This window comes from Streptomyces sp. NPDC058751, from assembly GCF_042746485.1.
Taxonomy (GTDB): domain Bacteria; phylum Actinomycetota; class Actinomycetes; order Streptomycetales; family Streptomycetaceae; genus Streptomyces.
In genome coordinates, this window is sequence record NZ_JBHYPZ010000052.1 from 22,227 (window position 1) to 41,867 (window position 19,641).

The 19,641-nt window shown below is 69.7% G+C and carries 13 protein-coding genes; 8 read left to right on the forward strand and 5 right to left on the reverse strand.

Annotated features, from left to right (window positions below; genetic code table 11):
* Window positions 1–46: 46 nt before the first annotated feature.
* Window positions 47–835 carry an MIP/aquaporin family protein gene (locus ACFW6B_RS35035; RefSeq protein ID WP_386602697.1) on the reverse strand — a complete coding sequence of 263 codons (789 nt, stop codon included), beginning with the start codon at window positions 833–835 and terminating at the stop codon, window positions 47–49.
* Between the two features lie 960 nt (window positions 836–1,795).
* Window positions 1,796–2,560 carry an IclR family transcriptional regulator gene (locus ACFW6B_RS35040; protein WP_386602699.1) on the reverse strand — a complete coding sequence of 255 codons (765 nt, stop codon included), beginning with the start codon at window positions 2,558–2,560 and terminating at the stop codon, window positions 1,796–1,798.
* A 267-nt stretch (window positions 2,561–2,827) separates the two neighbouring features.
* Between ACFW6B_RS35040 and metH the strand changes: the two genes are divergently transcribed.
* The 3 genes from metH to ACFW6B_RS35055 all read left to right on the forward strand — a co-directional run bounded on the left by metH (window position 2,828) and on the right by ACFW6B_RS35055 (window position 9,262).
* A complete protein-coding gene (gene metH, locus ACFW6B_RS35045; RefSeq protein ID WP_386602701.1) occupies window positions 2,828–6,355 on the forward strand; it encodes a methionine synthase in 3,528 nt (1,175 codons plus the stop codon).
* A gap of 140 nt (window positions 6,356–6,495) precedes the next feature.
* Window positions 6,496–7,197, forward strand: a complete 702-nt coding sequence (locus ACFW6B_RS35050; protein ID WP_386602703.1) for an HAD family hydrolase — start codon at window positions 6,496–6,498, stop codon at window positions 7,195–7,197.
* A 463-nt stretch (window positions 7,198–7,660) separates the two neighbouring features.
* Window positions 7,661–9,262, forward strand: coding sequence for an ABC transporter substrate-binding protein (locus ACFW6B_RS35055; RefSeq protein ID WP_386602705.1), 1,602 nt, complete (start codon window positions 7,661–7,663; stop codon window positions 9,260–9,262).
* A 169-nt stretch (window positions 9,263–9,431) separates the two neighbouring features.
* Here the strand turns inward: ACFW6B_RS35055 and ACFW6B_RS35060 are convergent, their stop codons facing one another.
* Window positions 9,432–10,103 carry a response regulator transcription factor gene (locus ACFW6B_RS35060; RefSeq protein WP_037628456.1) on the reverse strand — a complete coding sequence of 224 codons (672 nt, stop codon included), beginning with the start codon at window positions 10,101–10,103 and terminating at the stop codon, window positions 9,432–9,434.
* A 14-nt stretch (window positions 10,104–10,117) separates the two neighbouring features.
* A complete protein-coding gene (locus tag ACFW6B_RS35065; RefSeq protein ID WP_386602708.1) occupies window positions 10,118–11,047 on the reverse strand; it encodes a RecB family exonuclease in 930 nt (309 codons plus the stop codon).
* A 174-nt stretch (window positions 11,048–11,221) separates the two neighbouring features.
* Between ACFW6B_RS35065 and ACFW6B_RS35070 the strand changes: the two genes are divergently transcribed.
* From ACFW6B_RS35070 to ACFW6B_RS35080, 3 genes are all read left to right on the forward strand, one after another.
* Window positions 11,222–12,793 carry a site-2 protease family protein gene (locus ACFW6B_RS35070; protein WP_386602710.1) on the forward strand — a complete coding sequence of 524 codons (1,572 nt, stop codon included), beginning with the start codon at window positions 11,222–11,224 and terminating at the stop codon, window positions 12,791–12,793.
* 41 nt (window positions 12,794–12,834) lie between these two features.
* On the forward strand, window positions 12,835–13,737 hold the full coding sequence (locus ACFW6B_RS35075; protein ID WP_037628452.1) for a tRNA (adenine-N1)-methyltransferase: 903 nt from the start codon (window positions 12,835–12,837) through the stop codon (window positions 13,735–13,737).
* Between the two features lie 1,030 nt (window positions 13,738–14,767).
* Window positions 14,768–15,370 (forward strand): hypothetical protein, encoded by a 603-nt coding sequence (locus tag ACFW6B_RS35080; RefSeq protein WP_386602712.1) that lies wholly within the window; start codon window positions 14,768–14,770, stop codon window positions 15,368–15,370.
* 106 nt (window positions 15,371–15,476) lie between these two features.
* Here ACFW6B_RS35080 and ACFW6B_RS35085 read toward each other — a convergent pair whose 3' ends face one another.
* The gene (locus ACFW6B_RS35085; RefSeq protein WP_386602714.1) at window positions 15,477–15,782 is read right to left on the reverse strand and encodes a ferredoxin; all 306 of its coding nucleotides are present in this window, start codon (window positions 15,780–15,782) and stop codon (window positions 15,477–15,479) included.
* A gap of 253 nt (window positions 15,783–16,035) precedes the next feature.
* On the opposite strand from ACFW6B_RS35085, the gene arc reads away from it, so the two are divergent.
* Both arc and dop read left to right on the forward strand, forming a co-directional pair.
* Entirely contained in the window at window positions 16,036–17,802 is a 1,767-nt protein-coding gene (gene arc / locus ACFW6B_RS35090; RefSeq protein ID WP_037628445.1) for a proteasome ATPase, read from the forward strand.
* A gap of 233 nt (window positions 17,803–18,035) precedes the next feature.
* The gene (gene dop / locus ACFW6B_RS35095) at window positions 18,036–19,550 is read left to right on the forward strand and encodes a depupylase/deamidase Dop (protein ID WP_386602717.1); all 1,515 of its coding nucleotides are present in this window, start codon (window positions 18,036–18,038) and stop codon (window positions 19,548–19,550) included.
* Window positions 19,551–19,641 lie beyond the last annotated feature (91 nt).

A 19,641-nucleotide genomic window follows, 5' to 3' on the forward strand; every position in this document is an offset into this window, starting at 1 on the left:
TCATGGCTCGTGGGGCGCGGCTTCCAAGCGTGCTGGAGCGAGGCTCCTAGGCGAAGGCGACGTTGTATATGCCTGCCGCGATCGCGCCGCCGATGAGCGGGCCGACGACCGGGATCCAGGCGTAGCTCCAGTCGGAACCACCCTTGTTGGGCAGCGGGAGCAGGGCGTGCACGATGCGCGGACCGAGGTCACGGGCCGGGTTGATCGCGTAGCCGGTGGGGCCGCCGAGCGAGAGGCCGATGCCCACCACGACGAAGGAGGTGACCAGGGCGCCGAGGACGCCCAGGCCGTTGCCGTCGTTGTTCAGTCCCTGGGTGAGGACCGCGAGGATCAGCACCACGGTGCCGATGATCTCGGTGGCGAGGTTCTGCACGGCGTTGCGGATCTCGGGGCCGGTGGAGAAGATGCCGAGCACCGGGCCGGCGCCGGGCTCCTCCGCCTCGACCGCCTTCGCGACCTTCTCCTCGGGAACCCCGACGATCTCGCTGTCGGTGAGGTGCGCGAGGAACTGGCCGTAGTAGGCGACCCAGACCAGTGCCGCGCCGATCATGGCGCCGAGCATCTGCCCGCCCCAGTAGGTGGCGAGGTCGCCGTAGCTGTCGTCCTTGATGGCGAGCGCCAGGCTCACGGCCGGGTTGAGGTGAGCGCCGGACAGCGGCGCCGAGATGTAGACCGCGGTCATGACCGCGAAGCCCCACCCGAAGGTGATGGCCAGCCATCCGGCGGCTCTCGCCTTGGAGGCCTTCAGTGTGACGGCGGCGCACACGCCACCGCCCAGCAGGATGAGAACGGCGGTACCGATGGTCTCGCCGATGAAGATGTCGGAGCTGGACACCCGCGACTCCTTTGTCCTTCGTCCAGGGGAAGCCGAACCCCGGGTCCCTCCGGTGGTTCGTGCTCTCGGGGAGTGAGAGCGAGATCGGCCCCGGCATCGCCACACCTTAACGTCTATTGCCGGTAGGTGTTCGACAATGCCGACCGATGGGCGGGAGTCTTGTCTCCGTCTCGCCACCTCGTCAAGGGTTCGGTTATCGAAAACGCGATCGTTATTGATGGTCTTGTGCTATCAGTGCGTCGCCGCCCGTCCGAAGGCACGCGGAAGAGGCCGGGAAGCGTTCCGCTTCCCGGCCTCGGTCGCTGCGCCTCCCGGCCCCGTTTTCCGTACGGGACCGGAAGCGTCGCAGGCCGGAGCGGGTGACGGTCCGCGCCCGCTCCGGCACTGTCCCGCCGCGCCGTGCGCCCCGGAACGGTTCCGCGAACGGTGTACGCGTCCCGGCCGTCGGGCGGCCGTGCACGCGTCTGGGCGGACGGCCGGAAGGTGTCCGTGGCAGGGCGGCCGTGCGGACGGTGTTCGAGTGGTCAGCCGTCCGGCGGATCCGTACGGGGGAAAGCCGTCAGGTGAACGGTGTTCGCGTCCCGCCCACCCGGCAGCCGGTGTGCGCGCGGGGACGGCTCACACGAACCCCGGTGCCGCCGGCCGCCCGGCGGACGGGACGCGGAACGGCGAACGGCACGAGGGTCCGGCGGACGGCACGCGGCGGGGCGGCCCGGTGGACGGCCGGGCGGCCCGCTGGATGGCGTGCGGCAGGGCGGTCCGCTGGATGGCGTGCGGCAGGGCGGCCGGGTGGACGCGGCGGGGCAGCCCTGCGTGCGGCAGGGCGGTCGACGGCGGGGCGGCTCGGTGTGCGGCGCGTGGCGGGGCAGCCCTGCGGGCGGCAAGGCGGCAAGGCGGCAAGGCGGCAAGGCGGCCCGGTGAACGGCGTGCCGCGGGGTGGCCCGGCGGACGGTGCTCGCCTCAGAACCGCCCGGCGCCCAGATCGCGCGACACCGCGCGGGCGCAGTCGCGTACCGCCGCGATCAGCTCCGGACGCAGCTCCCCGCCCTTGCACACCCGCTCCACGGCCCCGGTGATGCCCACCGAGCCGACCGGCATGCGCCGCCGGTTGTGGATCGGGGCGGCGACCGAGGCCACACCCGTCCACGTCTCCTCGACGTCCTCCGCGTACCCACGCGCGCGGGTCACGTCGAGGACGCCCTCGAAGGCGTCCAGCTCACTGATCGTCCGCGGGGTGAACGCCTTGCGCTCGACCTCCAGGACCTCGCTGTGCGCCACCGGGTCGTACGCCGACAGCACCTTGCCCAGGGCCGTGGAGTGCAGCGGCTGCATCGCCCCCACCTCCAGGACCTGCCGGCTGTCGTCGGGCCGGAAGACGTGGTGCACGATCAGGACGCCCTGCTGGTGCAGCACCCCCAGGTAGACGCTCTCGCCGCTGGAGCGCGCCAGGTCGTCGGTCCACACCAGCGCGCGCGCCCGCAGTTCGTGCACGTCGAGATAGGTGGTGCCGAGGCGCAGCAGCTCGGCGCCCAGCTGGTAGCGCCCGGAGGTCGTGTCCTGCTCGACGAACCCCTCCTGCTGAAGGGTGCGCAGGATGCCGTGGGCCGTGCCCTTGGCCAGTCCCAGCGAGGAGGCGATGTCCGACAGACCGAGCTGTCGCTCGCCGCCCGCGAGCAGCCGCAGCATCGCCGCTGCCCGTTCGAGCGACTGGATGTTCCGTGCCATCGCCGTGCTGCCTCCGTCCCCTTCGACCGCCGGCGCGACAACCCGCTGCCGTTCGGCAATGTCGAACACTACCGGTCGCCACCGAACTCTTGCCAATGGGTGGTCGCCCCGCGTTCCGTCCCCCTCCACACCGCCGTCACCCGCGCCACCCCCGTCCGCCTCGTGGACGCCCGTGCCCCATCTCCGGTGCCCCGGGCTACCCTGACGGCGTGCGCCTTCCACGGGAAGCGCAAAGCCGACAGCCGTCGCACTCCAGGGAGCCCCTTCATGGCCTCGTTGCCGAACCCGTCCCTTTCGTCAGGCCTCTCCGAAGGCCGGAAGCGAACCGACGCACTCCGAGAAGCGCTCGCCACCCGGGTCGTGGTGGCCGACGGCGCGATGGGCACGATGCTCCAGGCGCAGGACCCGACGCTCGAGGACTTCGAGAACCTCGAAGGCTGCAACGAGATCCTCAACATCACCCGGCCCGACATCGTGCGCTCCGTCCACGAGGCGTACTTCGAGGCCGGTGTCGACTGCGTCGAGACGAACACCTTCGGCGCGAACCACTCCGCGATGGCCGAGTACGACATCGCGGACCGCGTGAACGAACTCTCCGAGGCCGGCGCCAGGATCGCCCGCGAGGCCGCCGACGCGTTCGGCGCCCGCGACGGCCGCCAGCGCTGGGTGCTGGGCTCGATCGGCCCCGGCACCAAGCTGCCCACCCTCGGCCACGTCTCCTACGGCACCCTGCGCGACGGCTTCCAGGCCAACGCCGAGGGCCTGCTCGCCGGCGGCGCCGACGCGCTGATCGTCGAGACCACCCAGGACCTGCTGCAGACGAAGTCCTCCGTCCTCGGCGCCCACCGCGCCATGGAGGCGACCGGCGTCCGGGTGCCCCTGTTCGTCTCGATGGCCTTCGAGACCACCGGCACCATGCTGCTCGGATCCGAGATCGGCGCCGCGCTGACCGCGCTGGAACCCCTCGGCATCGACATGATCGGCCTGAACTGCTCGACCGGCCCCGCCGAGATGAGCGAGCACCTGCGCTACCTCACCCGGCACTCCCGCATCCCCCTGCTGTGCATGCCCAACGCCGGTCTGCCGGTCCTGACGAAGGACGGCGCACACTTCCCGCTCGACGCCGAGGGCCTCGCCGACGCCCAGGAGAACTTCGTACGCGACTACGGACTCTCCCTGATCGGCGGCTGCTGCGGCACGACCCCGGAGCACCTGCGCCAGGTCGTGGAGCGGGTGAACGGCCTCACGCCCGCCGAGCGCAGCCCGCGGCCCGAGCCCGGCGCCGCCTCCCTCTACCAGACCGTCCCGTTCCGCCAGGACACCGCCTACATGGCCATCGGCGAGCGCACCAACGCCAACGGGTCGAAGAAGTTCCGCGAGGCCATGCTGGAGGCCCGCTGGGACGACTGCGTCGAGATGGCCCGCGACCAGATCCGCGAGGGCGCGCACATGCTCGACCTGTGCGTCGACTACGTCGGCCGCGACGGCGTCGCCGACATGGACGAACTGGCCGGCCGCTTCGCCACCGCCTCCACCCTGCCGATCGTGCTCGACTCCACCGAGGTCGAGGTCATCCGCGCCGGCCTGGAACGCCTCGGCGGCCGCGCGGTCATCAACTCCGTCAACTACGAGGACGGCGACGGTCCCGAGTCCCGGTTCGCGAAGGTCACCGAGCTCGCCCGCGAGCACGGTGCCGCGCTCATCGCGCTGACCATCGACGAGGAGGGCCAGGCCCGTACGGTCGAGACCAAGGTCGCCATCGCCGAACGGCTCATCGAGGACCTCACCGGCAACTGGGGCATCCACGAGTCCGACATCCTCATCGACTGTCTGACCTTCACCATCTGCACGGGCCAGGAGGAGTCCCGGGGGGACGGCATCGCCACCATCGAGGCGATCCGCGAACTCAAGCGCCGCCGCCCCGACGTCCAGACCACGCTCGGCCTGTCCAACATCTCCTTCGGCCTCAACCCGGCCGCCCGCATCCTGCTCAACTCGGTCTTCCTCGACGAATGCGTCAAGGCGGGCCTGGACTCGGCGATCGTGCACGCCTCCAAGATCCTGCCGATCGCCCGCTTCAGCGAGGAGGAGGTCACCACCGCCCTCGACCTCATCCACGACCGGCGCGCCGAGGGCTACGACCCGCTGCAGAAGCTCATGGCCCTGTTCGAGGGCGCCACCACCAAGTCGCTGAAGGCGGGCAAGGCCGAGGAACTGGCCGCGCTGCCGCTGGAGGAGCGCCTCAAGCGGCGGATCATCGACGGCGAGAAGAACGGCCTGGAGACCGACCTCTCCGAAGCCCTGAAGGACCGCCCCGCCCTCGACATCGTCAACGAAACCCTGCTCGACGGCATGAAGGTCGTCGGCGAACTGTTCGGCTCTGGCCAGATGCAGCTCCCCTTCGTCCTGCAGTCCGCCGAGGTCATGAAGTCGGCCGTCGCCTACCTCGAACCCCACATGGAGAAGTCGGACGCCGAGGGCAAGGGCACCATCGTGCTCGCCACCGTCCGCGGCGACGTCCACGACATCGGCAAGAACCTCGTCGACATCATCCTGTCCAACAACGGCTACAACGTCGTCAACCTCGGCATCAAGCAGCCGGTCTCCGCGATCCTGGACGCGGCCGAGGAACACAGGGCCGACGTCATCGGCATGTCCGGGCTCCTGGTCAAGTCCACGGTGATCATGAAGGAGAACCTGGAGGAGCTCAACCAGCGCGGTCTGTCCGCCGACTACCCCGTCATCCTCGGCGGCGCGGCGCTGACCAGGGCCTACGTCGAGCAGGACCTGCACGAGATCTACCAGGGCGAGGTCCGCTACGCCCGCGACGCCTTCGAGGGCCTGCGCCTCATGGACGCCCTCATCGGCGTCAAGCGCGGAGTGCCCGGCGCGGTCCTGCCCGAACTCAAGCAGCGCCGGGTACGGGCCACCGCGTCCGCCGAGGTCGAGGAGCGCCCGCAGGAGGGACACGTCCGCTCCGACGTCTCCACCGACAACCCCGTACCGAAGGCCCCCTTCACCGGCACCCGCGTGATCAAGGGCATCCAGCTCAAGGAGTACGCCTCCTGGCTGGACGAGGGCGCCCTCTTCAAGGGCCAGTGGGGCCTCAAGCAGGCCCGTACCGGCGACGGCCCCACCTACGAGGAACTCGTCGAGACCGAGGGCCGGCCCAGGCTGCGCGGCCTGCTCGACCGCCTCCAGCGCGACAACCTGCTCGAAGCCGCCGTCGTCTACGGCTACTTCCCGTGCGTCTCCAAGGACGACGACCTGATCATCCTGGACGAACAGGGCAACGAGCGGACCCGCTTCACCTTCCCCCGCCAGAGCCGCGGCCGCCGCCTGTGCCTCGCCGACTACTTCCGCCCCGAGGAGTCGGGCGAGACCGACGTCGTCGGCCTCCAGGTCGTCACCGTCGGCTCCCGGATCGGCGAGGAGACCGCCAAGCTCTTCGAGTCCAACGCCTACCGCGACTACCTCGAACTGCACGGCCTGTCCGTCCAGCTCGCCGAGGCCCTCGCCGAGTACTGGCACGCGCGCGTGCGCTCCGAGCTGGGCTTCGCGGGCGAGGACCCCTCCGAGATCACCGACATGTTCGCCCTCAAGTACCGCGGCGCCCGCTTCTCCCTCGGCTACGGCGCCTGCCCCAACCTGGAGGACCGCGCCAAGATCGCGCAGCTCCTGGAACCCGAGCGCATCGGCGTCCACCTCTCCGAGGAGTTCCAGCTCCACCCCGAGCAGTCGACCGACGCGATCGTCATCCACCACCCGGAGGCCACGTACTTCAACGCACGGTGACCGCCCCGACGCGCCGCGGGACGCACCGCGACGCACACTGATCGGATAAGTCGTACACTGGTCGGTCCATCGCAGGCCGGTTGTCCCCTGGCGCACCAGGGAGCGACCGGCCTGGCCGTCCCTCAAGGAGGTGCGCCCGGATGACCAGTACAGTCCCCGCGCTCGGAACCCGTACGGCCGAAGGCTCAGCCCTGCAGGCCGTACTCCTCGACATGGACGGAACCCTGGTGGACACCGAGGGCTTCTGGTGGGACGTGGAGGTCGCGGTCTTCGCCGCCCTCGGACACGCGCTGGAAGAGTCGTGGCGCCCCGTGGTCGTCGGAGGCCCGATGACCCGAAGCGCCGGATTCCTCATCGAGGCCACCGGCGCCGACATCACCCTGGCCGAACTGTCCGTGCTGCTCAACGACGGTTTCGAGGAGCGCATCGGCCACTCCCTGCCCCTGATGCCGGGCGCCGCCAGACTCCTCGCCGAACTCGCGGCCCACGAAATCCCCACCGCGCTCGTCTCCGCCTCCCACCGGCGGATCATCGACCGCGTCCTCGGCGCGGTCGGCTCCCACTTCTTCGCCCTGACCGTCGCGGGCGACGAGGTGGAGCGGACCAAGCCGTTCCCCGACCCCTACCTCCTCGCGGCCGCCCGGCTAGGTGCCGAACCGGCACGCTGCGCCGTCATCGAGGACACCTCGACCGGCGTCGCCTCCGCCGAGGCCGCGGGCTGCCAGGTGATCGCCGTGCCCTCCGTCGCACCCATCGCCCCGGCCCCCCGCCGTACCGTCGTGAATTCCCTCGAAGAGGTCGACCTGCCCTTCCTGCACCGACTGATGACAAAAGCCGTCTGAACGATCACGGAACGTCAACCATTTCGTCACGCAGCGTGCCGACTTGAATGCGCCGGAAAATTCCGGCCGCTCTCTGTGGTAAGCGCGGGCGACGGGGCCCCGGCATTTACAACGGGGCGGATCGATGAATTCCGGTACGCCTCAACCAATTTCGCGGTGTGATGTTCGCCACATAACAGAGGGTCGACAGTGGGGTCTGCTTGTGCCCCCACCACCCATTCGCGAAGCCGTGACGTGCCCTTGTGTCCCGATTAGTGAAACCCTGCACTAATCCTTCCCGTGTTGGATTATCGGTGCGTCCACGCCCGGTTTCACAGCGTGAGCGAAAGGCGTTTCCCGTACCGGCCGGTCCACCTTGTGGTGCGGACTAATGTCGTCGCGAGAACATCGCCGTATCCCCGTGACCGCCGCGCCACCCCTGCATGCCGGTTCGCGGAACCTACAGCTCTGGAGAAACACGAGCATGAACCGCAAGACTTTGGTGCTGCCGGCCGTGGTCGGTCTGCTCGCCCCAGTGCTCGCCGCGTGCGGCGGGTCCGCCAGCGGGGGCGACAGCGGCGATGCCATCGTTGTCGGTACCACGGACCAGTTCACCGCGTCCAAGGAAGCCCCGGCACCCTTCGACCCGGCCTACGCCTACGACGTCGGCACCTGGAACGTGCTCCGGCAGACCGTGCAGACGCTGATGGTCCAGCCGCGAGGCGAAGGCGACCCGCAGCCCGAGGCCGCCGAGAAGTGCGGGTTCACCGACAGCGGCAACGAGCGCTACTCGTGCACGCTGCGCGAGGGCCTGGAGTTCTCCAACGGTGACGCGATCACCGCGAAGGACGTCAAGTTCTCGATCGACCGCGCCATGTCCATCGAGGCCGAATCGGGCGTCTTCGCCCTGCTGTCCACGGTCGACACCGTCGAGACCCGCGGCGACCGCGAGGTGATCTTCCACCTCAACAGCGCCGACGCGACCTTCCCCTTCAAGCTGTCGACCCCGGTCGCCGGCATCGTGAACCCGGCCGACTACGAGAAGAACGCCCTGCGCGACGGCTTCTCCGTCTCCGGCTCCGGCCCCTACACCCTGCAGACCGAGGTCAGGGACGACGTCGTCGTCAAGGCCACCTTCACGAAGAACTCCCACTACAAGGGACAGCTGAAGGTCAAGAACGACAAGGTCGAGCTGCGCTCCTTCGCGGACGCCGACGCCATGGGCGAGTCCCTCGAAAAGGGCGACATCGACCTCATGACGCGCTCCATGTCGCCGGACCAGATCACCAAGCTGGACAACGCGGCGGACGGCAACATCAACCTGAACGAGATGCCCGGCCTGGAAATCCGCTACCTGGCCTTCAACACCAACTCCGCCTCGGTGAAGTCCACGGCCGTCCGCCAGGCCATGGCGCAGATCATCAACCGCGGCGAGCTCGTCTCCAAGGTCTACGGTTCGCAGGCCGAGCCCCTCTACTCGATGGTCCCCGCGACCATCACGGGCCACACCAACACGTTCTTCAACAAGTACGGCGACCCGAGCGTCAGCCGGGCCCAGGGCCTGCTCGCCAAGGCCGGCATCACCACCCCGGTCAAGGTCACCCTCCACTACACGACCGACCACTACGGCTCGGTCACCGAGAAGGAGTTCGAGGTCCTGAAGGACCAGCTCAACAAGAGCAACCTCTTCGACGTCACCATCCAGGGCGCGACCTGGGACAAGTTCGTCCCGGCCGAGCGCGCCGGCAAGTACGACGTCTGGGGCATGGGTTGGTTCCCCGACTTCCCCGACGCCGACAACTACCTGGCGCCGTTCCTCGACAAGGACAACTTCCTCAAGTCGCCCTACTCGAACCCCGAGATCATCAAGAACCTCATCCCGGACTCCCGCCGCGAAGAGGACCGCACCGCCTCCAAGAGCATCACGACCATCCAGGACATCGTCGCCAACGACGTCCCGCTGATCCCGCTCTGGCAGGGCAAGCAGTACATCGCCGCGCGTGACGACATCACGGGCTCGGAATGGGCGCTCAACTCGTCCTCCACCCTCCAGCTCTGGGAGCTGGGCCGCGGCGTCAGCGAGTGACCTGACCCACCGACCCGGGACCCCACGGTCCCGGGTCCCCCGGGCCCGACGGCGGACACGCACTCCGCGTCCCGCCGGCCACGGCCCGAAGCCGCTCCACACGAGAGGGCGCCCGTTCCCCGGGGGAACGGGCGCCCTCTCGCGCTGCCCGGACGGACCGGCCCCGGCGCTACTGCGCCCCGGGACGCACCAGCCCGCTCTCGTACGCGTACACCGCGGCCTGCACCCGGTCCCGCAGCCCCAGCTTCGTCAGCACATGACCCACATGCGTCTTCACCGTGGTCTCACTGACGAACAGATCGGCCGCGATCTCCGCGTTCGACAGACCACGCGCCACCAGCTTCAGCACCTCGACCTCACGGTCGGTCAACGTGTGCAACGTGTCCGGAACCGGCTCGTCCCCCGACGGCAGATGACCCGCGTACTTGTCCAGCAACCGACGCGTGATGCTCGGCGCGAGCATCGCCTCACCCGCCGCGACCACCCGGATCGCCTGCACCAGCTCATTGGCCGGCGCGTCCTTGAGCAGGAAACCGCTGGCACCCGCCCGCAACGCCTCCACCACGTACTCGTCGAGGTCGAACGTCGTCAGAACCAGAACCTTCGCCGGACCGTCCCGGCCCGGACCCGTGATCTGCCGGGTCGCCTCGACCCCGTCCATCCGCGGCATACGGATGTCCATCAGAACCACATCGGGCTGCAGCGCACGTACCTGATCGAGCGCCTGAAGACCGTCACCGGCCTCGCCGACGACCGCCAGGTCCGGCTCCGCCTCCAGAATCATCCGGAAGCCGGTACGCAGCAGCGGCTGGTCGTCGACCAGTAGGACGCGGATGGCCACGTAAGTCTCCTTCGCTAGTCCGGCCCCATTCTGCCCTGCTCCCCGGCGCCCGACCCGGGCGCCCTGACCGGGAGCGGATATGCCGGGGGAGTACCACCGAATTCCGGACACACCGCCTGGTGATCACACCAGCCGCAGAGCTTCGTGGGACGCGGCCGCCACACCCCCGTCTCCGTCGCCTCCCGGATCGCCTCCCACAGCGCGAGCAGCTTGCGCTCGACACGCTCCAGATCCCCGATCTCGGGGTCGTACGTCAACACGTCACCACTGCCCAGATACACCAGCTGAAGACGGCGCGGAACCACCCGCTTCAACCGCCACACCACCAGCGCGTAGAACTTCATCTGGAACAGAGCACCCTCGGCGTACTCCGGCCGCGGCGCCTTCCCCGTCTTGTAGTCCACGATCCGGACGTCACCCGACGGCGCCACGTCCACCCGGTCGATGATCCCGCGCAGCATCAGCCCGGAATCCAGCCGCGCCTCCACGAACAGCTCCCGCTCCGCAGGCTCCAGCCGCGACGGATCCTCCAGCGTGAACCACCGCTCCACCAGCCGCTCGGCCTCCGACAGCCAGCGCGCCAGCCGCTCACCCCCGGGGTCGTCCGCGAACAGCTCCACGACCTCCGGCTTCGCCTCACGCAACCGCTCCCACTGCACGGGAACCAACGACCTCGCACGCGGCGCCGTACGCTCCCCGGCCGGAGCGTCGAACAACCGCTCCAGGACCGCGTGCACCAAGGTCCCCCGCGTCGCCGCCTCACTCGGCTTCTCCGGCAGCTTGTCGATCACCCGGAACCGGTACAGCAACGGACACTGCATGAAGTCACTGGCACGCGAGGGCGACAGCGAGGCGGGCGGCCGCGCGACCACACGGGCCGGCCCGCCCTCTTCGCCGGTCCCGGCCACTTCTTCGGGCACGGCGCCCTCGGTGCTGGTTTCCATGACAACGACCATAAGGCCCGCCACCGACAGCGAACCGGCCCCGACGGGCACCACGGCACGGAAAACAGAAGGGGTGCCGGGGCGGAACGAGCCGCGACGGCCGCATACCATCGACCCCAGACCCTCCCGCTCCGCACGACCGGGGGCGGGGGACGCTTCGAACGAGGGGACATCGTGGACGAGAGCGGCGGGAGCGGGCAGCCGCGGTCCGGCAGCGGCGGGACGACCGAGCACCACGAGAGGCCCACGGCCTCCACCGGCCCGGCCTCCGGCACGCACCCCGGACCGGCAGCACCCGAGACCACCGGGCCGAACCCCACGGCCCCCGAACACGACGCCACCGGGCGCACCGAAGAGACCGCCCCCCACGGCGAACCCGCCCAGCCCGCCGAGGCCACCGAGACCTCCCCGGCACCCCAGGCCCCCGAGCCCCTGACGTCCCCCAGGCCCGCCGCCACCCCCGAACCCCCGGCACACCCCCAGCCCGCCGGGCCCCCCGACGACCAGGACCGGAACCACCACCAACCCACCGGCCCCCACCGCACCCCCGCCCGCACCGGCACCACCAAAGGACGCCCCCCGCACCGCCCCAAAGAACCCGGCGGCGGACTCCTCATGGGCCGGCCCTTCGGCGTACCCGTCTACGTCGCACCCAGCTGGTTCCTCGTCGCCGCCCTCATCACCTGGGTCTTCGGCGGCCAGCTCGACCGCGTCCTGCCCGACCTCGGCGCCGCCCGCTACCTCGTCTCCCTCTTCTTCGCCGTCGCCTTCTACGCCTCCGTACTCGTCCACGAACTCGCCCACACCATCGCGGCCCTCCGCTTCAAACTCCCCGTACGCCGCATCCAGCTCCAGTTCTTCGGCGGCGTCTCCGAGATCGAGAAAGAAGCCGAGACCCCCGGCCGCGAATTCGTCCTCGCCTTCGTCGGCCCCCTCCTCTCCCTCGTCCTCGCCGGCCTCTTCTACCTCGCCATGCTCCCCGTCGAGCCCGGCACCGTCCCCGGCGTCCTCCTCGCCGGCCTGATGATCTCCAACCTCATCGTCGCCGCCTTCAACCTGCTCCCCGGCCTCCCCCTCGACGGAGGCCGCATGCTCCGCGCCGTCGTCTGGAAGATCACCGGCCGCGCCATGACCGGAACCATCGCCGCCGCCTGGGTCGGCCGCGCCCTCGCCGTCTCCGTCCTCATCGGACTGCCCCTCCTCACCCAGTCCGAGACACTCGGCACCAACCCCGAGAACGCCGGCAGCATGGACACCATCACCGACGCCCTCCTCGCCGCCATCCTCGCGGCGATCATCTGGACCGGCGCCGGCAACAGCCTCCGCATGGCCCGCCTGCGCGAACACCTCCCACAACTGCGCGCCCGCTCCCTCACCCGCCGCGCCGTCCCCGTCGAGACCACCACCCCCCTCTCCGAAGCACTCCGCCGCGCCAACGACGTCGGCGCCCGCGCCCTCGTCGTCGTCGACGCCGACGGCGAACCCCTCTCCCTCGTCCGCGAAGCCGCCATCGTCGGCGTACCCGAACACCGCCGCCCCTGGGTCGCCGTCAGCGGCCTCGCCCAGGACCTCACCGACGGCATGCGCGTCTCCGCCGAACTCGCCGGAGAAGACCTCCTCGACGCCCTGCGCGCCAACCCCGCCACCGAATACCTCGTCGTCGAGGACTCCGGAGAGATCTACGGCGTCCTCTCCGCCGCCGACGTGGAACGCGCCTTCGTCAAAGCCATGGCCCGCCCCTCCTGACCATGGTCGGCGGCCCCGCCCAGGACCGGTAGGCTGTTCACATGTCCGAACCGACCGGTGCCGCCCGCAGGCGCGGGCCCTTCAAGGTCGGGGACCAGGTTCAGCTGACCGACCCCAAGGGCCGCCACTACACGTTCACGCTCGAGGCCGGGAAGAACTTCCACACCCACAAGGGTTCCTTCCCCCACGACGAACTGATCGGCGCTCCCGAGGGCAGCGTTGTCCGCACCACGGGGAACGTCGCCTACCTCGCGCTGCGCCCCCTGCTCCCCGACTACGTCCTGTCCATGCCCCGCGGCGCCGCCGTGGTCTACCCCAAGGACGCGGGGCAGATCCTGGCCTTCGCCGACATCTTCCCCGGCGCACGCGTCGTGGAAGCGGGAGTCGGCTCCGGCTCGCTGAGCAGCTTCCTCCTGCGCGCCATCGGCGACCAGGGCATGCTGCACTCCTACGAGCGCCGCGAGGACTTCGCCGAGATCGCCCAGCAGAACGTGGAGCGCTACTTCGGCGGCCCCCACCCCGCCTGGCAGCTCACCGTCGGCGACCTCCAGGACAACCTGAGCGACACCGACGTCGACCGGGTCATCCTCGACATGCTCGCCCCCTGGGAATGCCTGGAGGCCGTCTCCAAGGCACTCGTCCCCGGCGGCATCCTCTGCTGCTACGTGGCGACCACCACCCAGCTCGCGCGCACCGTCGAGTCCATCCGCGAGATCGGCTGCTTCAACGAGCCGACCGCCTGGGAATCGATGATCCGCAACTGGCACATCGAGGGCCTGGCCGTCCGCCCGGACCACCGGATGATCGGCCACACCGGCTTCCTGCTCACCGCCCGCCGCCTCGCGGACGGCGTCGAGCCGCCCATGCGCCGACGCCGCCCCGCCAAGGGCGCCTACGGCGAGGACTACGCCGGCCCGAACGCCGACGGCGGCGCCGGCCGCTGACACCTCCAACGCACCGCCGCTGTGGCCGAGTTCCCGGAACCCTCCGGTAACTCGGCCACAGCGCTTTTCCGTTGACGCACCACCAGAAACCCTCGCCCCGACCGGAGAAGCCGCGACGCGGGTCCGCCTCCGCGGTCGCTCGGCGCGCCCTCGCGAAGGCGCGGGGCCGCACGGCGGGCAGGCCCGCGGGAACAGCGGGGTGCGCCGGGCAGGGGACCCGGCGAACCGCCGGGACCTCGACCCGGGGCAGCCCCCGGCGCGAGCCGGTCGGCTCCCCCGGGAAGTCCCTCGGCCGACGCCCGCCGACGGGGCCGGGCCGGCACCGGACCGTCGCGGCAATCCGGCCGGATCCGGGCCCGTACGGTGCCGTCCGCCCGGCGGCACGGAGCCCTGCCTCCGATGGTCCGGTGTCCGGGGTTTGGTGTCCCCGGTCCGGTGTCCCAGGTTCGGTGTCGCAGGTCAGGAGGCCGGATCCCGGTGGTCCCGTCCTTGAGGCCGACGGGCCGACAGGCCGGCGGGCCGGCAGACCACTGCCCGGCAGCCCGCACCTGGGCCCAGGAGGCCGCCGTCCAGGCCGACGGGAGCCCCGCCACGCCCCCACGCGCGTCCGCGGGCCGAGGAAGCACGGAAAACCCCATCGCCCCGTCCCGGCCGTGAGCCCGACCGACATGGTCCGCGAGCCCTGTCCGCTGCCCCTCAGGGCCTCTCCCGGCAGCCCGGCGGAGGCGCTGTGGTGATGGGGGTGGTGGCAGAGGGGGCACCCGGCCCCGTACGTGGGCCCGCCCGTGTCCCCGCCGGCGCTGCGCGGGCAGCGTCCCGGCGTTCCCGCGCAGCGCCGGCGGGGACGGGCGCCGGGTGTCCCGGCGGGGATGTCCTGGTGCGGGTGCCCCGGTGTCCCGGCCCGCGGGCCGCCCGAAACCGGGACGGGACTCTCCACGAGTCCGGACCCCGCCGTTCCACCGGCCTGTGACGTGTGGCACCATGCGGGACACCCACCCCACCGGCACAGCCCTCGCGGGAGACACCCCCAGTGCAGCAAACCGTTGTCCCGGAACTGGCACACACGCAGACCAGCCCCATCCAGTGGGTCGCCACCGCAACCGCCATCGCCGGAGTCGTGGCCCTGTCCTCCCTCGTCCAGCCGGACCCGGCGACGGCGGCCCAGCCCGGCGCCGGCCCGAGAACGGCGACGGCCTCGGCAACGGCTTCGGCGCCGTCCCCGGCGGCGGCCCCCGCGGCCGCCCCCGACCCGGCAGGCGTGGACTTCCCGATCGTCTGCGGCCCCGCCGAGGTCCTCGTCGAGAAGAAGGCGTCCGGAGACCTGGACGGCGACGGCCGCCCGGAGACCGTGGCCGTCGTCCGCTGCGACGCGGGCTCGGGCACCCCGCCCAGCGGCGTCTACGTCCTCGTCCAGGCGGAGGGAGACGAGAAGCCCAGGGTCGTGGCGACCCTCATCGACCCCAAGGACCGGCTCAGCGTCACGGACTTCGCGGTCCGCGACGGAGCCGTCACCGCAACCCTCCTCGGCTACTCCTCGGCCGACGTGCCAAGTTGCTGCCCGGACATCGAGGAGAACGCCAAGTGGCAGTGGAAGAACGGCGCGTTCATCCGCTCCACACCGCCCGAAGCGTAGGGCGCCGAGCGCGCCCCCGGCGCAATACCCGAACAAAACACGACACCCTCCGCGGCGCGGAGGGTGCGAGGAACCGGTCGGACGATGACGCGGAGTGCCGGAGAGGTCACTCCGCGTCGGGTCCGAAGACCTCGACCTTGTCCGAAACGCGACGGACGTGGATGCAGTCGCCCGGACACTCCTTCGCCGAGTCCACCACATCACGCAGAAGCGGCAGGGGCACGGGCGTTGTGGCACCCACCTCCTGCAGCAGCTCGTCCTCGGCGCTCTTCACGTACGCCAGACCGTCGATGTCCAGCTCAAAGACCTCGGGCGCGTACTGGACACAGATCCCGTCACCGGTACAGAGATCCTGGTCGATCCAGACCTCAAGCGCCTCGCCGCCGACTCCGGCCTCCTGCTGCACGGTCATTTCTCCTGCCGTTTTCTGCGTCGAGCGAACCGAAGACTGGGGAATCGGGCCAGCTCTGACGGGTGTTGAACACTTCGACCCTACCTCCGCCCGCTTCCCAACCATGTTCGGTGGGTATTCCCCTGGCGTGAGGGAGAGCGCAAGGGTGAAGATCGGACACACCCCGACAGTCTTTGTGATCTAGGGGTTTCAATCGACACCCACCCAGGTAGGGTCTGGAAGCGTCCAGCTCCCCTTGGAGGAGGTGAGGACCGTGGCAGCCCACGACGACGACATGAACCGCGGCATCCGCCCGGGAAGAGGGTCCGATGACCCCGCCGGGCAGATTGCCTACCTTGAGCAGGAGATCGCCGTCCTGCGACGCAAGCTCGCCGACTCTCCGCGACACACGAGGATTCTCGAAGAGCGGATCGTCGAGTTGCAGACCAACCTGGCCGGCGTGTCCGCACAGAACGAAAGACTGGCGAACACGCTCCGTGAGGCCCGTGACCAGATCGTGGCCCTCAAGGAAGAAGTCGACCGGCTCGCGCAGCCGCCGGCCGGCTTCGGGGTCTTCCTCGCGGCGAACGAGGACGGCACGGCCGACATCTTCACCGGAGGCCGCAAACTCCGCGTGAACGTCAGCCCCAGCGTCGAGCTCGACGAGCTCAGGCGCGGCCAGGAAGTGATGCTCAACGAAGCCCTCAACGTGGTCGAGGCCATGGAGTACGAGAGCGTCGGCGACATCGTCACCCTCAAGGAGATCCTGGAGGACGGCGAGCGCGCCCTCGTACAGGGGCACACCGACGAGGAACGGGTGGTACGGCTCGCCGAACCGCTCCTGGACGTCACCATCCGTCCCGGAGACGCCCTCCTCCTCGAACCCCGCTCCGGCTACGTCTACGAGATCGTCCCCAAGAGCGAGGTCGAGGAACTCGTCCTCGAAGAGGTCCCGGACATCGGCTACGAGCAGATCGGCGGCCTGGGCGGCCAGATCGAGATGATCCGCGACGCCGTCGAGCTCCCGTACCTCTACCCCGACCTCTTCAAGGAACACGAACTGCGGCCCCCCAAGGGAGTCCTCCTCTACGGACCCCCCGGATGCGGAAAGACGCTCATCGCCAAGGCCGTGGCCAACTCACTGGCCAAAAAGGTCGCCGAAGTCACCGGCCAGGCCACCGGCAAGAGCTTCTTCCTCAACATCAAGGGCCCCGAGCTCCTGAACAAGTACGTCGGCGAGACCGAGCGGCAGATCCGCCTCGTCTTCCAGCGGGCCCGGGAGAAGGCCAGCGAGGGCACCCCCGTCATCGTCTTCTTCGACGAGATGGAATCCCTCTTCCGCACCCGCGGATCCGGCGTCAGCTCGGACGTGGAGAACACCATCGTCCCGCAGCTCCTCGCCGAGATCGACGGCGTGGAAGGCCTGCAGAACGTCGTGGTCATCGGCGCCTCCAACCGCGAGGACATGATCGACCCCGCCATCCTGCGACCCGGCCGGCTCGACGTGAAGATCAAGATCGAACGCCCGGACGCCGAAGCGGCCAAGGACATCTTCCAGAAGTACCTCACCGAACGCCTCCCCCTGCACTCCGAAGACGTCGGAGAGCACGGCGGCGACAAGGCGGCCACCGTCCACGGCATGATCCAGACCGCCGTGGAACAGATGTACGCCGAATCGGAGGAGAACCGCTTCCTGGAGGTCACCTACGCCAACGGCGACAAGGAAGTCCTTTACTTCAAGGACTTCAATTCCGGCGCCATGATCGAGAACATCGTGGGCCGCGCCAAGAAGATGGCCATCAAGGACTTCCTCGAACACGACCAGAAGGGCCTCCGGGTCTCCCACCTCCTCCAGGCATGCGTGGACGAGTTCAAGGAGAACGAGGACCTTCCCAACACCACCAACCCCGACGACTGGGCCAGGATCTCCGGAAAGAAGGGCGAACGGATCGTCTATATCCGTACGCTCATCACCGGAAAGCAGGGCGCGGACACCGGACGCTCCATCGACACGGTGGCCAACACCGGTCAGTACCTGTAAAACGCAGGGCGGCTGCGGGTGCCCTTCACGGGTATCCGCAGCCGCCTGCTTTTCCGGTCAAGCCGAAGCACAGCAATGACGCAAATGATCTCCCCACCAGCGCAGAGGCGTTCTAGGCTCTTTCGTACCGCCGAGTCGCGCAGTGCGGGGACGGGCACCGCACACGCACCGGAGCGCCAGCGGTACTTGAGCAGCGCCCCCGACCGAGGGCGCCGCCGGGCAAGGAGGGCCGCATGACCGTACGGCGAGTAATGGGCATCGAGACGGAGTACGGGATCTCCGTCCCCGGTCACCCCAACGCCAATGCCATGCTCACCTCGTCCCAGATCGTCAACGCCTACGCGGCGGCGATGCACCGGGCGCGCCGCGCCCGCTGGGACTTCGAGGAGGAGAACCCGCTGCGGGACGCGCGAGGCTTCGACCTCGCCCGGGAGTCCGCCGACGCCAGCCAGCTCACCGACGAGGACATCGGCCTGGCCAATGTCATCCTCACCAACGGTGCACGGCTGTACGTCGACCACGCACACCCGGAATACAGCTCCCCCGAAGTCACCAACCCGCGGGACGCCGTCCTGTGGGACAAGGCCGGCGAGCGCATCATGGCCGAGGCCGCCGAACGCGCCGCCCAGCTCCCCGGCGCCCAGCCGATCCACCTCTACAAGAACAACACCGACAACAAGGGCGCCTCCTACGGCACGCACGAGAACTACCTGATGAAGCGGGAGACCCCCTTCTCGGACATCGTGCGCCACCTCACGCCGTTCTTCGTCTCGCGCCAGGTCGTCACCGGAGCGGGCCGCGTCGGCATCGGCCAGGACGGCCACGAGCACGGCTTCCAGCTCAGCCAGCGCGCCGACTACTTCGAGGTCGAGGTCGGCCTGGAGACGACCCTCAAGCGCCCCATCATCAACACCCGCGACGAACCCCACGCCGACGCCGAGAAGTACCGCCGGCTGCACGTGATCATCGGGGACGCGAACCTCTCCGAGATCTCGACCTACCTCAAGCTCGGCACGACGGCACTCGTCCTCTCCATGATCGAGGACGGCTTCATCGCCGTCGACCTGGCCGTCGACCAGCCCGTACGCACCCTCCACCAGGTCTCCCACGACCCGACCCTCAAGCGCCTGGTCACGCTCCGCAGCGGCCGCACACTCACCGCCGTGCAACTGCAGATGGAGTACTTCGAGCTCTCCCGCAAGTACGTGGAGGAGCGCTTCGGGGCCGACGCGGACGAGCAGACCAAGGACGTCCTGCTGCGCTGGGAGGACACCCTGAACCGCCTGGAGAACGACCCGATGAGCCTCTCCGGAGAACTCGACTGGGTCGCCAAGCGGGAGCTCATGGAGGGCTACCGGCGCCGTGACGGCCTCGACTGGGACGCCGCCCGGCTGCACCTGGTCGACCTCCAGTACGCCGACGTACGCGCCGAGAAGGGCCTCTACAACCGTCTGGCGGCCCGGGGCAAGATGAAGCGCCTGCTGGACGAGAACGAGGTCGAGCGGGCCCGCACGACACCGCCCGAGGACACCCGCGCCTACTTCCGCGGACGCTGCCTCGAACAGTACGCGGACGACGTGGCGGCGGCCTCCTGGGACTCGGTGATCTTCGACCTGCCCGGCCGGGACTCGCTCCAGCGCGTCCCGACCCTGGAGCCGCTTCGCGGAACGCGTAATCACGTCAAGGCGCTCCTGGACCGCTGCCGGACGGCGGAGGATCTGGTCAGGGTCCTTTCGGGCAACAATTGAGCTTCCCCCAGGACGGCACGGGCCGGACAGGGTGGAACACCCGGCGTTACGGGAATCATCGAGATGGTCCCCGTACGTTGTGGCAACTGCG